The following is a 13,019-nucleotide window of genomic DNA, read 5'->3' as shown; positions in this document are numbered from 1 at the left end:
ATATGGAAAGAGAGAAAAAATTGGTTAAAAATACATTAATAGTTGCTGCAGGAAAGATATGCACCCAATTTATCAGTTTTTTTCTTTTACCTCTATATACATCTTTATTATCAGCCGAAGAATATGGTACAGTTGATTTGTTGAATACTTATGTTGCTTTATTAATACCCATTGTATTTTTTCAAATAGATCAAGCTATTTTTAGATATTTAATAGATGCTCGAGAAAATGAGACTAAAAAGAAAAAACTTATTGCAACGACGTGCTATATTGTATTTATTCAAGCAATTCTATATTTATTAATTTATTTTGTTTTAGCCAGATATATTCAGAATGATTATAAATATTTCTTAGCTGTTAATGTAGTTGTTATAGCATCAGCAAACATTCTATTACAAATATCTAGAGGGCTAGGCGATAATATTACCTATTCGCAAGGAAGTCTTATAACAGGTGCAAGCACAATATTGTTAAATGTATTATTTATCTTATTTTTTAAATTTGGTGCCTATGGTATGCTAACAGCCACTGCTATGGCTAATATATTTTGCATATTATTTATAATTATAAAGAAAAAGGTATACATATATTTAAAGATTAATAATTTTAGTAAAAATACTCTTATAACTCTTTGGAAATATTCATGGCCATTAATTCCAAATCAACTATCTTGGTGGATTATTAATGTTTCTGATAGGTTAATTATAACATATGTTCTTGGAGTGGCTTTAAACGGAATATATTCAGCTTCAAATAAATTTTCAAGTGTATGTATTTCTTTGTTTAGTATTTTTAATATAACGTGGGCTGAATCAGCGTCTATTCATATTAATGATAAAGATTCTTCTAATTATTTCTCATATATAATGAATATTACGGTAAAGTTATTTACTGCTTTATGCGTATTGATAATTGCATTTATGCCTTTCGTATTTAGAATTTTCATAACAGGAATAGATTATAAGAGTGCATATTATCAAATTCCTTTATTGATGCTTGCTACTATTTTTAATATTATAGTATCATTGTTAGGATCAATTTATGTAGCATTAAAAAAAACAGACGAAATTGCTAAAACATCTATATACTCCGCAATTATAAATATTGTTATAAATTTATTATTAATAAATTTTATAGGATTATATGCAGCTTCTTTATCAACTTTTGTATCGTATCTAGCTATGGCAATATATAGATATATAGATATACAAAAATATGTTAAACTAAGGTTAGATTTAAGATTTTTATTAATTAGTATTCCTATAATTATTATCATAATAATTATTTATTATACTAAAAATCCTCAACTGTGCTTATTAGGATTAATAGTTGCTAGTATATATTCATTCGTTTTTAATAAAAATATCATTGCTATGTTATTAAATACTCTAAAAGAAAAAATTATTAAAGGTGGTAAGTAATCGTGGGGTAAATGTCAATAAAAATGTGTTTCTTCCGCTGTTTTGATGAAAAGCCCTTTCTAAGCGCAGAGCCCTTTAATATGTAGAAGTTCAAAACTTGCTCGTCCATACATTTGACGTTTAATCATTTTAATTCCAATTGATATTCCCTTCACAAATCGCATTAGTAATGGATAAAACTAATGCATTACTTATCGATCTCTCGTCACTACTTGGATGGCTGTATATAACGCGTTATTACCTTCTCACCCGTTTTTACTGTGAGATTTGCTTTATAATATCTTGAACTTTTCGACGAGTTAATGAGCCTCCTTTAAAACCCTGTTGGATGAGTTGTTCATGAATCCAACAAGGTTTTTTCCTGCTGACACCATTGTGAGATTTGATTTAAATAGGAAACAATTTGATTAACACATTGTTTTCGTATTTGCCTGGGAGGTTCAGATAATGATTCATGATTTGCCGTTAACTTTTCGTTAGTAGTAGCCAAATATTTTGTATGCTCCGTTGCTTCAACGGTTGAGGGTGGTGAATTGATAAAATATCATATGTAAGGGTAAATGATGCATTAAAATATTGGTATATTTTGTCTAATAGGTGTTAAATGACACTATTTATTGGTATAATATGGGTGTCTATTTATTGGATAAATTTATTCTTTTAATGAGGTGAAGGGATGAAGAAATTAGCGGTTTCTACATTAGCGGCAGTGATGGTCGCAAGTTCATTTGGTGTGGTGGCAGATGCAAGCACAACAGATGTTGCTAAGTTACGTGATCAATTAGTGTCATTAGGGGTTCCTGCAAATGATGCAAATCAATTAATTACGTATTTACAATCGATTCAATTATCAACGGTGGATCAAGCCACATTAAAGTCTTTAGTGGATCAAGCTTATTCATTAATTGGAGATCGTACAGATTTAAGAACATTATCTACAGATGAGAAAAATACGTTAATGAATTTAGCATCACAAGCAGCATCAAAAGTGGGGTTAGTTTTAAAATACGATGTGGTTAATGGAATTGATACGGTTACTTTAGTAACAGCAGGTGGGCAACAAATTTTATCATTAACAGATCAAGACATCGCATCTGTTTTACAAAATTTTGATGGAAGCATGATTTCATTCCTTCAAACGGTTTTAAATACAACGTTAGAAGTGGTCATTGGAAGTAACGTTGTGGAAAATGGGGAAGAAACGAATCGTCCATCTGTTACGCCAATCCCAGATGCTGGACTTGGAAATACAGGATTTGAAATGCCGACTACCGTGATGGCAGGGGCTGGACTTGTTGTATTAGCTGCTGGATTAATGATGTTTTCAAAGCGTGAAATTCAGGAGTAGAAAGTAGAGGAATCGGGTGTGAAAAAGATAAGACAAAAACGCCAATCCTTTTTAAAAAGATTAGGGATTACATTGGTAATCCCTATTTTTTTAATGGTAATTGGTTCAATGATGATATTCATTCCTATTTGGTCATGGATTGGGGAAGCCATGTCGTTTAGTTCCCTCATTTTTTATGACCCTAGTTTGGAAATGACACAGACCGAGTTTCAAATTAACAATCAGGCAATGTATCTTCCTAAAATTGGGGAGGAGTTTGCGACATTAAAAATTCCAAGTGCTAATTTAGAAGTCGGTATTTATCAAGGCGAAGGAAATGCGCAACTTCGTCAAGGGGTCGGTCATTATGTTGGAAGTTTGTTACCTGGTGAAGGGGGGAATACGGTTCTATCTGGACACCGAGAAACAGCGTTCTATGCCTTGAAAGAGTTAAAGCAAGGAGATCTTGTTTATGTGGAAACAGACTATGGAACGTATGAATATGAGGTGTCAGATATTTATATTACAACTCCAGATGATGTTTCACCGACGATGCCAACGGAGACGGAGCAGTTAACGATGTATACATGTTATCCGTTTGTCAAATATGGACCTACGCCTGAACGGTTTGTGGTGGTTTCCAATTTGGTTCAAATTAAATAAATGAGGTATGAGTGATGAATATAGTTAAGAAAATGGTTTCTGTAATATTAAGTTTTTGCTTAATGGGACTTGTGATTGGCATTTGTTTGGTTAGTGCATTGCCCGCCTTCTTATCGTCATCGATGTATACTCGTGTCATGGAGAAGGCGAATATTTATCAGTCGGTTCAAGAAACGATTCAAAATGGCTTAGATGATATTATGTTGTTTAATAATATTGATCGTCAGACGATGCATGAGTTTATCTCCGTTGAAGAGGTGAAGCAGACAATTGTCGGAGATACTAAGCAATTGATTGGATGGCTTAATGGCAGCAATCAGGTGTTAGCACCCCTTCAATTGGCGGATTATGAGTCACGATTTGATGAACGAATGGGAGATTTCTTTAGAAATAATCAGTATTATTTAGATGACCAAGCTAAAGCGGATGTGGAGCTTATGAAACAGGATGCGATGCAGGTCATTAAAGGAAGTTTAAGAGTTCTAGATTTTGATAAGTTAATGGAGATTCCTGTTGTAACGAAAGTTCCTCAACTTGTAGGGCTTTTGAATGTTAAATTAATCGTGACTGTGTTAGTCGTTTTGTCAGTTTTAATCATCGGTGTGATGATATGGTTATCGCCTGCTAGTCGTAAAAAGCATCATCGTAAGAAGGTTGAGGTTGGACTATTATACGCAGCTTATGGACTTGTCGCGGGTGGATTACTTGTGTTTATTATCTTCTTTAGTGGAATTCAATCAGGCTTTTATGAACATACAGCCATTCATGTGGACTATTTGCGAGAAAGTGTAGGATACTTGATTAAAGATAGGTTACAATTTTTAAGTTTAGCCGGCTTTGTGTTTGCTAGTATTGGGTTTATGTTAATGATTCCGTATTGGCGCCGGTTGTATCGAAAGTGTATGGCATAGACTTAGGCAAAGAAAAAGAACATGAATCTGATAAATGAATCCCCCATCAATCAGAGGGTAACCCTTGAGTGATAGGGGATTTTTTGTAATTCTGTTATATTAAGGCTCTTTGTCAAATCGTGTGGGTGAATAAAATCTATACATGTAATCAAGAGGAATTAGGCCATTCTTTAGACGGCTTGGTTCCTCTTCTTTTTTTGTTCAAAAGTGTATTTATGAATAATCAAAATTCTTGCTTTGAAATGGTAGAAACTACGGTATCCGAAGGCAATACGTTTAATGACTTTAATGTTATTGTTAATTCCTTCGAGTACTCCATTGGTATAAGGAGTTTCGATAGTATTTTTGACATAATCTTGATAATGAGTGAGTGTTTTTAAAGCTGTTTTCATTTCGTGTGAAAGCAGGTCAGAGGGGTGTTGAATGGCATGATGAAATATTTCAAGGTTACGAAGTTTAATAGCCTGTTGGACAGTTTGGTAGAAATCATAAGTCTCCTTTAGTTCAGGGTCTAGGGCTAATAAAAAGTCAATAATTTCTTGTTGAGAGATCATCTTTTTGAAGCAGTTGGAATAGAAGTAATGAGTGGCACTAAGATCTTCTTGGGCTTTTAAGAGAAGTCGCCAATAATGTTTGAATTTATTATAAAACTCTTTATTTTGATTCATGAAACGAATGCGTGTTTTATTAAGAGCACGAGAGACTAGTTGAACGATATGAAATTTATCTAAAACAATCTTAGCCTTAGGGAATACCTCTTTAATGAGTGTCATATAAGGGGCGTACATGTCAATGACGACGTGGGTTACACCTTCACGAGCTGCTTTAGAAAATCGCATAAAATAAGTCCTTAGTGTACTTAAGCGACGGTCTTCAACGATATCAATTAGCTTTCCATTGGACGCATCACAAAAAATGAAGGACATTGCTCCCTCGGCCGATTTAACCGACTTAAACTCGTCAAAACAAAGAACTTTTGGGAGAGAATTAAAGGGAAGCGGCTGTTCTTCATAGGAAGAATGAATGACGCGGTTAACGGTTGAATGAGAAACGTTAAGCTCACGTGCAATATCTGTTTCGGATTTCTTATGACTAGCTTCTAAAAAGATGGCTTGTTTTACGGGAGTGGAAATAAAACAATTAGGGTTAACAAGAGATGTTTCTAGGGTAAATGTTCGGTCGCAATGACGGCATTTATAACGTTGTTTTTTTAAGTCTAGATAAGCATCAAATCCGGAAATTTTGACTAGCTTAATACGTGAAGTTTTGAAGCCGTGTTTAATGATATTTGAGTCAAAAGAATGACCACAGTGGTAGCAACGAGTCGGTTGAAAAGAAAGAGTTCCCAAAATAAGTTTAGAACGAACATTCTTAATCTGAGTTTCTTGGATACAATTTTTTGAAAAAGTAATATTTTTATCTTTTAAATCAAGTAAAGTTGAGATACAATTAGTGTGAGACATAAACCCAATCCTTTCGTGTTTTTTTGGTCGATTACATTGTATAGAATTTGGGACGTTATGTCTCTTTTTTTGTACTTATTTTTTAATTCCAATAAAAGAGGTGTGGGCATCACCCACACCAAATATTATAGAACCTATATTAAAATTTGATTTTCTCAGTAAAAAAATAATCCTATCTGTAATTACCTAGGAGCGAATGCCCATTAAGTATCGTCTCTAGGTATATTGTGAATGAAAATAATTCTTATATATAACTGTCAATAAAAAAATTAGACCACTGATGTTTAAAATGAAACATGTTTAAAAAGTATTGTTTCTTCTCTTAAACATGCTATAATTAATTTAGTTTTGGATTTCAACAAGAAATAACTTCTGATTAATGGCGGTAAATCAGTAAGTTTACTTTTCTTGTTGAAGTCTTTTTTTGTTTCTTTAAATCGTATAAATGTCAATAAAAAAGTGGTTCTTCCTTACTTTTGGTGAAAAGCCCTTTCTAGGCATAGAGGACTTTAATACGCAGAAGTTCAAAACTTGCTCGTCCATACATTTGATGGATAGGTTACAATTAATTAGACAGTTTTTTTGAGGTCATGTAAAATAAATTAATAATAATAAAAAGGAGCTTTAACATGACCCAACCTAAAACCCGTAAACCTAGACGTACATATACAGATGAATTTAAGAATCAATTAGTCCAACTCTATTTAAATGGTAAACGTAAATGTGATATTGTTCGAGAATATGATATCTCACCCTCTCTTCTTAATAAGTGGATTAAACAATCATCTTCTACAGGTTCTTTTAAAGAGAAAGATAATCGCTCAGAAGAAGAAAATGAATTGATCCAACTCCGTAAAAAAATTAAACAGTTAGAGATGGAAAATGATATTTTAAAGCAAGCAGCGCTGATCTTAGGACGAAAATAAATGTGATTAAAAATAATACGCATAAATATTCTGTTTCAGCGATGTGCAAAGTCCTTAACCTCTCTCGCAGTACATATTATTATGAATCAAAAGCTAAGAACAAAGATGAGTCTCAACTTATAGCTGACATCGTTGAGATTTTTCGCCGAAGTCGAAATAATTACGGGACTCGAAAAATTAAGCAAGAGTTAAATAAAGTGGGACAAATTGATTAACACGGGGCTTTCGTATTTGCTTGGGAGGTTCAGATAACTGAATATACTTCGCTACGGTTGTCCGACTTAACTTAAGTTGTCTGGCTGTTTGACGAATAGAGCCTACTTGTTGGTAGACCTTTTGAATCTCCAAAATGAGTGTCCATTTTGCTTGTTCCTTTTCAGATAATGATTCATGACTGGATATTGAGTTCACGTTAGTAATCGTTATATCTGTCGCTGGATCTGTTTTTTTAGTGATTGAAGATTCAGGCATGATAAACCATCCTTTAGGAAAACGAGAACTAATGGTTTCTTTAACAACCGTTAATAGGTTTTTAAGAAAGTGCCACTTGTCGGCAACCTGAATAATGTTAGGATTCGTTAAATGAATGGCTTTAGTATAAGTTGTTGCACGATCACGTGTCACTAATTCAACTGAGGGATGTTTTTCCAACCATTCTTTAAATGCTTGAGTCGAACGAGAGGCAAGAATTTCAACCGGACGATGCGTTTCTAAATCACAAATAACTGTTCCAAAGTCGACCCCTCGACGAAAAGAAAAATCATCAACCCCAATATGGGTTAATGACTGATTTTTTATATCTTTTTCAGTAGAATCAATACGTCGTAATAAATCTAATAGCGCATCTCCACTTCGTTTATATCCAAGTTTAAAAAGAAAGCGTGATAAAGCTTCCGCACTCATCGATAATGATAATTGAAGAAAAACCTCTTCAAGACGAATAGTTAAACGCCGATAGGCATTTAAAAAGCCAGTAAATCTTTCAGTGAAAATTTGACGTTTACAGTTGGGATTTAAACAAAAAAACTTTTTAGCTTGTATCCTTAATTGAACGGGTTTATTAAGGATTGAAGCATCTAATGGTTTTCTAAGATACGTACTGTGTACCCGATGACTTTTCATCCCGCATAAGGGACAAGGATTAAATTTTGATTCAGACTTTAAACAAATTAGGATTTTATGCTCATTATTTTCAATGGATTGAATCATAAGATTTTCAGGAAAAAAGACATTAAGGTTCATGATGATATACCTCTCTAAGATGTCTTTTCATTATATCAGGTAAAGCGTTTTATCACCAAAAGTCAGGAAGAACCACATTTATGTTAGCATTCATAGAAACACCAAAAGCTCCGATTCAAAGAAGCTTTGCCGGAGCGAGTGTGTTAGCTGAAGTTTTCCATCAAAAATACGTCTTAAGTATTCCTTGTTATCGCCAGGTATCAGAATGGGCACGCTATGGATTAAGTGTGAGTGATAAAACCCTCTCTAACTGGATTATGATCGCTAGTCATGATTGGTTACGCCCAATTTACGATTTACTTAGAAAAGAGTTGGTGCTAAATCAAGTCTTACATGCGGATGAAACACCGTATCAAATTTTAAATCGAGCGGATGGAAAACCAGCCACTTCTCAGGCAAGATTTTGGTTATTTAGGACCATCAAAAATACCGAACATCCCATTGCTTATTACCACGCTGACTTAACACGTGAACGTGCGGTGGCAACCACCATCTTAGAAGGGTTTAAAGGCTATCTTCACTGTGATGGTTATTCTGGCTATAAAAATATCCCGAATCTTTCACTCGTTGGGTGTTGGGCTCATGTTAGAAGAAAGTTTTTTGAGATTCCAGGGAACAACGGAAAAGCGCAAAAAGCAGTGGAATACTGCGACAAAATCTTTAGTTTTGAAAAGACCATTAAAGAGTTATCTCCTGAAGAACGTCAAAAGCAACGACAACTGGTGATCAAACCTGTTGTGGAAGATTTTTTTGACTGGCTACAGTCGTTCTATGCCATGAAAGGAAAACTTCAAACTGCCGTGATGTATGCCTTAAATCAAAAGGTAGAGCTTTTGCGTTTTTTAGAAGATGGAAATCTTGAAGCCTCGAATAATCTAGCTGAACAAGGGATTCGTCCCATCACGATTGGTCGAAAGAATTATCTTTTTTCAACCAGTATGAAGGGGGCGACTGCTAATGCGATGGCATACACTATCATTGAGACAGCCAAAGCAAACAGACTAAATCCATCTAAATATTTAAATTATCTTTTTGAAAAACTGCCTAATACGGACTTCATTAGAAATCCAGATGTATTGGTGGACTTTTTGCCATGGGCAAAAAGCGTTCAAGAGAATTGTCAGTAATAATATAAAAATAATAGCTACCAACTCTGTACCTTTAGTTTACAGGATTGGTAGCTTTTTTTGTATCCGTGTTATTATTACGTGCTTACAAAAAATCACTCATACGAGTGATTTTTTTACAGTCAATGTGTTAGATTTAGAGTGGAAAATTTATAGGGAATTGTGTACTGTAAATGAAAAGTAGTTCTTTTGGTTGTATCTGATTCCAGTTGAATAGGAGTGACGATGTACCCTCCTTCATAAAAAATTAGCCCTAGGTATTTTAATGACTAAATTATAGTCCAAAGTTAGAGGCCAAAGTAGACATGTTTATATTACCTGTTCGCTTTTTATAGAGAAAGTTATTAAAAATATTTTTAAAATAACATTTCAAAGGTTTACAAACCCTTTGAAAATGCTTATAATAATATTGTTAGAACTTTGCGACGTATTGATTCTCAAAACTTGAGGGTTAGTGCGGAACCCTTCATCGCTTTGATAAGGGCACAGTGGCAGAGGCTTCGAAAATAAAATTTAAAAATATTAAAGTTATTATAAGAGCTCAGTCATAAGACTGAGCTCATTTTCTTTATCATAATTTGAGAATATCTTCCCAGTTATTAGGGAATCCCATCTGTTGAATATTTATAAAATTATATTGATTAAATAGCATCTTTAAATCTGTTATAAATTTTGATTTTATTTGATTGTCATCTAATAATAGCATTAATATTATTATAGCAGCAAATAACTTATTGGTTTTTATATTATAGTTAGCGTATTTTTGAGGTAATTTCACACTGTTTACTAATCTGATATTGTATAAACGTTCATAATGGGCGCATATATTCCTAATGTTACACAGGGTTATTATCCATTTAGGAGTTTCTGTTGCATTCTTAATAATGTCCCAGTTATTCTTGTAATTTTTTTTCAAAAGTTTTTTACGGTCAGCATCATAAAAGGACTTATAAAATTTTGTTACATCTGAAAAGGACAATATTTCTATAACAGCCCAAATAGGTAATTTTCCATCATAATTATCAATATGATGTTGAACAAATGGTTTGTTTTTATATTGTTTTTTCTTTTTATTCAGAATATATAGGAAGTTAATATGTGAATCCTCATCATAAAAATGCTTAACACCCTGATATCCTAACGGCCCCCATTGTTCGCCAATATAGTTTGCAATATGAGCTTTGAATTTTAGTTCTAAATCTTTTAATAACTGTGTTATCAAAAAACGTAACTTACAATCGAATTGATACAATTTATAAATTTGCTCGAAGGTTGTTCCAGGTATAAATTCTTTATTATTATCATATAAGTTGTACCAATAACCACTCAAATGATAATAGTTTATACGTGATAGCACTTTTTTGGCAAATGCGACATTATTAATTGTCATTTTCTCTTTATTTTTCAAATGATCTATCTGTTGTTCTATACTTAAATACGGTTTTATTGGGTGCCCCATAAATTTTTCTCCTTATCTCCTCTTGTGAAAAAATCATATTTCGACTATTATATCATAGCATAAAATACGTTAAATTCTACTGTACAGAATCATTAACTTTATAAATTCTGGATTGTTGAGATTCAACTAAACAACTTTTTTCAGATTATTTTCACCATCATCCATAGAGGATAGGTATCCTGGTAACGTTGTAGAGTGGGTGGTAAGCCGCTATTTAGCAAGGCGAGTTCAATATAATGGGGGCGAGCGCTATCTTCTATTTTAAGGGGTTTAGAGAAATGGACACCCAGATATGAAGATATTCAGTTAAGTCATGATGCAGATAAAATATCTAGGTGATTATTGCAATTTAAAATTATACTCTCGGACATCAATGGATTTCATGTTCTTCTTGTAACTTATCCAGGTATTTTCTCAAGACGGTTTGAGATAAATTGGCTTTTATTATATAATAAAAAGAGATAAATCGTTTTTGGGAGGAATAAGATGAGAAAAAAGGTGAGGGTTATTGTTTGTAGTCTAGTGGTGTTAGGCTTAGTCGTTATTGGTGGCGGCGTGTTTGCGGCTAACTATTACTATTCAAAATTGGATACAACGGCTGCCTTAAAACATGAGGATGTTGCGGTTGACAGTTCATTGACGGCTAAGGAGAAGCACTCAAAAGTGGTTAATATTGCGGTCCTTGGAATTGATCAGGATGGGGATGGATCAAATGGGCGCAGTGATGCGACGAAGGTTATCTCACTTGATATGAAAAATAAAAAATTGAAGTTATCGTCTTTTCAACGAGACACGATGATTTTTATTCCAGATGGAGAAAATGGTTTTGATAAATTAAATCATGCCTACTGGTATGGGGAAGCACCTTTAACATTGAAGACATTGAATTATAATTTTGATTTAGATATTACTCGATATGTCGCGTTTAATTTTAATGCGATTGAGAAAGTTATCGATGCAGTGGGTGGTGTTGAAATTGATGTGCGTCCGGAAGAAAAGAAAGTGACGAATGACTATATTCGTTCAATGAATGGGGCAAGTGATGACGATCTCGATGCACCTGAGTTACAGGAATCTGGACTTCAATTATTATCAGGACGTCAGGCGATGGGCTATATGCGTAACCGTTATGCCGAAGGGGGAGACTTTGGACGAATGGAACGTCAAAGTAAAGTAATGGAGGCGGTCATCGCTAAGGTGAGTGATCAAAGTTATTTGGAGCTCGTAAAGCTAGCGGAAAAATGTTTGCCTTATGTGGAAACGAATTTAACAATGAAGGAAATCATCGATTATGGAAGCGCCGTATTAGGATTTGATTTAAAAAATATTGAACAAACACAAGTCCCACAACCTGATAATGGTTCAAAATCAGTAGATTATAAAGGGTATGGTCCCTTTTATATCATGAAAAGTTATCAAGATTTAGTAAAAGATGTTCACGAATTTATTTATAATGATTCGGATTATCAACCGTCGCAGACGGTTATTGAGACGGAAGCTGCGATTTATGAACAGTTTGGACATGTCGAATAAGAAGGTTAAAGAGGTGACAAGGGGTCACCTCTTTTTTTGATGAGAAAAAACGTTTATTTTCAACGAATGCGTGATGATATTTCATATTCGTTTCATATTGGCAACGTATAATGAAGTCAATCGAAGGGACGGAGTTCCTAATTGATGAGCTGATAGGAAAGGAATGAGATAGATGAAAAAACATAAGTTATGGATGATTGCGGGATTTTTAGTCGTATTAGTTGGAGGTGCGTTTGTGGCGTTGACGCGCCCTGCTCAAGGATTAGATTTACCGAAACCGACGCGTCCTCTTCAGGATCGTGTGCCTTTGACTTCTGTGGAAGGGGATAATAAAGGGGTGGCATTAATTCAAGACATGCGTGAGCCATTTGACGAAATAAATCATGGAACAGGATTTGTTGTGGGTGAAAATACGTTGTTAACAAATAAGCACGTCGTGAGTGCGTGTGCGGATGATGTAAGTCAATTACTTGTTCGTTTAAAACAGGAAAATGGCGAGTTCTTAGACTTTAAAGTAAAAGAATTAATCATGGCCCCAGGTGATGATCAGGACTTAGCGATGGTGAAAGTGGAGCCGTTAGCGGATGGTCGAACGATTAATGACGTCGCTCCGACTTTAACATTGGCATCGAAGAAGGCGATTGAACAAGTGAAACAAACCGATTATGTGAGAACGGTTGGATATCCAGCGGATAAAGCTTATGGATCGTTATGGGAGAGTGAAGGCGAAGTCTTACTCGTCGGTGGAAATGTGTTGATGTACAATGCAGTTATTTCAGGTGGAAACTCAGGGTTACCGGTCTTTAATGAAGCCGGGCAAGTGATTGGTTTAACGAATGCATGTAACGATGAAGAAGGCGAAAACTATGTAACTTACGGTTTCCTATTAAATGATGAGTTATACGATTTTGTTCAAAAGCATTTATAGATAAAATTAAAGCTTCCCA

At 34.2% G+C, this 13,019-nt stretch carries 10 protein-coding genes and 1 pseudogene; 8 read left to right on the top strand and 3 right to left on the bottom strand.

What is annotated here, in order from left to right:
• Positions 1-2: 2 nt before the first annotated feature.
• The 4 genes from AACH31_RS09155 to AACH31_RS09140 all read left to right on the top strand — a co-directional run bounded on the left by AACH31_RS09155 (position 3) and on the right by AACH31_RS09140 (position 4,322).
• Entirely contained in the window at positions 3-1,421 is a 1,419-nt protein-coding gene (locus tag AACH31_RS09155) for a lipopolysaccharide biosynthesis protein (protein ID WP_338617447.1), read from the top strand.
• 676 nt (positions 1,422-2,097) lie between these two features.
• Complete coding sequence (locus AACH31_RS09150) at positions 2,098-2,769, top strand: hypothetical protein (RefSeq protein WP_338617446.1); 672 nt, start codon at positions 2,098-2,100, stop codon at positions 2,767-2,769.
• 18 nt (positions 2,770-2,787) lie between these two features.
• Positions 2,788-3,411 carry a class D sortase gene (locus AACH31_RS09145; RefSeq protein ID WP_338617445.1) on the top strand — a complete coding sequence of 208 codons (624 nt, stop codon included), beginning with the start codon at positions 2,788-2,790 and terminating at the stop codon, positions 3,409-3,411.
• A gap of 14 nt (positions 3,412-3,425) precedes the next feature.
• Positions 3,426-4,322: a hypothetical protein gene (locus tag AACH31_RS09140; RefSeq protein WP_338617443.1), complete on the top strand. Its 897-nt coding sequence runs from the start codon at positions 3,426-3,428 to the stop codon at positions 4,320-4,322.
• Positions 4,323-4,492: 170 nt separating this feature from the next.
• On the opposite strand, the gene AACH31_RS09135 is transcribed toward AACH31_RS09140, so the two are convergent.
• The gene (locus tag AACH31_RS09135; RefSeq protein ID WP_338617442.1) at positions 4,493-5,785 is read right to left on the bottom strand and encodes an ISL3 family transposase; all 1,293 of its coding nucleotides are present in this window, start codon (positions 5,783-5,785) and stop codon (positions 4,493-4,495) included.
• Positions 5,786-6,414: 629 nt separating this feature from the next.
• Between AACH31_RS09135 and AACH31_RS09130 the strand changes: the two are divergent.
• Positions 6,415-6,914, top strand: a pseudogene (locus tag AACH31_RS09130) (transposase); the annotation flags it as partial.
• Here AACH31_RS09130 and AACH31_RS09125 read toward each other — a convergent pair.
• Entirely contained in the window at positions 6,889-7,920 is a 1,032-nt protein-coding gene (locus AACH31_RS09125) for an ISL3 family transposase (RefSeq protein WP_338618107.1), read from the bottom strand. The pseudogene AACH31_RS09130 and the gene AACH31_RS09125 sit on opposite strands and share 26 nt — an antisense overlap.
• Positions 7,921-8,033: 113 nt before the next feature.
• On the opposite strand from AACH31_RS09125, the gene tnpC reads away from it, so the two are divergent.
• Positions 8,034-9,080: an IS66 family transposase gene (gene tnpC / locus AACH31_RS09120; RefSeq protein ID WP_338617441.1), complete on the top strand. Its 1,047-nt coding sequence runs from the start codon at positions 8,034-8,036 to the stop codon at positions 9,078-9,080.
• A 571-nt stretch (positions 9,081-9,651) separates the two neighbouring features.
• Here the strand turns inward: tnpC and AACH31_RS09115 are convergent.
• A complete protein-coding gene (locus AACH31_RS09115) occupies positions 9,652-10,539 on the bottom strand; it encodes an Abi family protein (protein WP_161832822.1) in 888 nt (295 codons plus the stop codon).
• A 486-nt stretch (positions 10,540-11,025) separates the two neighbouring features.
• Here AACH31_RS09115 and AACH31_RS09110 point away from each other — a divergent pair, with 486 nt between their 5' ends.
• A complete protein-coding gene (locus tag AACH31_RS09110; protein ID WP_338617438.1) occupies positions 11,026-12,072 on the top strand; it encodes an LCP family protein in 1,047 nt (348 codons plus the stop codon).
• A gap of 172 nt (positions 12,073-12,244) precedes the next feature.
• Entirely contained in the window at positions 12,245-13,000 is a 756-nt protein-coding gene (locus AACH31_RS09105; RefSeq protein WP_338617437.1) for a trypsin-like serine peptidase, read from the top strand.
• Positions 13,001-13,019: the final 19 nt, after the last annotated feature.

Origin of the sequence: Turicibacter faecis (assembly GCF_037076425.1) — a bacterium.
GTDB lineage: Bacteria > Bacillota_I > Bacilli_A > MOL361 > Turicibacteraceae > Turicibacter > Turicibacter faecis.
The sequence above is the reverse complement of the archived record's forward strand: the minus strand, read 5'-3'. Positions and strand labels throughout refer to the sequence as shown.

Bases quoted from the DNA above. Each gene is read 5' to 3' on its own strand.
- tnpC (WP_338617441.1), top strand. From the start codon at position 8,034: ATGTTAGCATTCATAGAAACACCAAAAGCTCCGATTCAAAGAAGCTTT.
- AACH31_RS09105 (WP_338617437.1), top strand. From the start codon at position 12,245: ATGAAAAAACATAAGTTATGGATGATTGCGGGATTTTTAGTCGTATTA.
- AACH31_RS09125 (WP_338618107.1), bottom strand. From the start codon at position 7,920: ATGATTCAATCCATTGAAAATAATGAGCATAAAATCCTAATTTGTTTA.
- AACH31_RS09140 (WP_338617443.1), top strand. From the start codon at position 3,426: ATGAATATAGTTAAGAAAATGGTTTCTGTAATATTAAGTTTTTGCTTA.
- AACH31_RS09115 (WP_161832822.1), bottom strand. From the start codon at position 10,539: ATGGGGCACCCAATAAAACCGTATTTAAGTATAGAACAACAGATAGAT.
- AACH31_RS09155 (WP_338617447.1), top strand. From the start codon at position 3: ATGGAAAGAGAGAAAAAATTGGTTAAAAATACATTAATAGTTGCTGCA.
- AACH31_RS09150 (WP_338617446.1), top strand. From the start codon at position 2,098: ATGAAGAAATTAGCGGTTTCTACATTAGCGGCAGTGATGGTCGCAAGT.
- AACH31_RS09135 (WP_338617442.1), bottom strand. From the start codon at position 5,785: ATGTCTCACACTAATTGTATCTCAACTTTACTTGATTTAAAAGATAAA.
- AACH31_RS09110 (WP_338617438.1), top strand. From the start codon at position 11,026: ATGAGAAAAAAGGTGAGGGTTATTGTTTGTAGTCTAGTGGTGTTAGGC.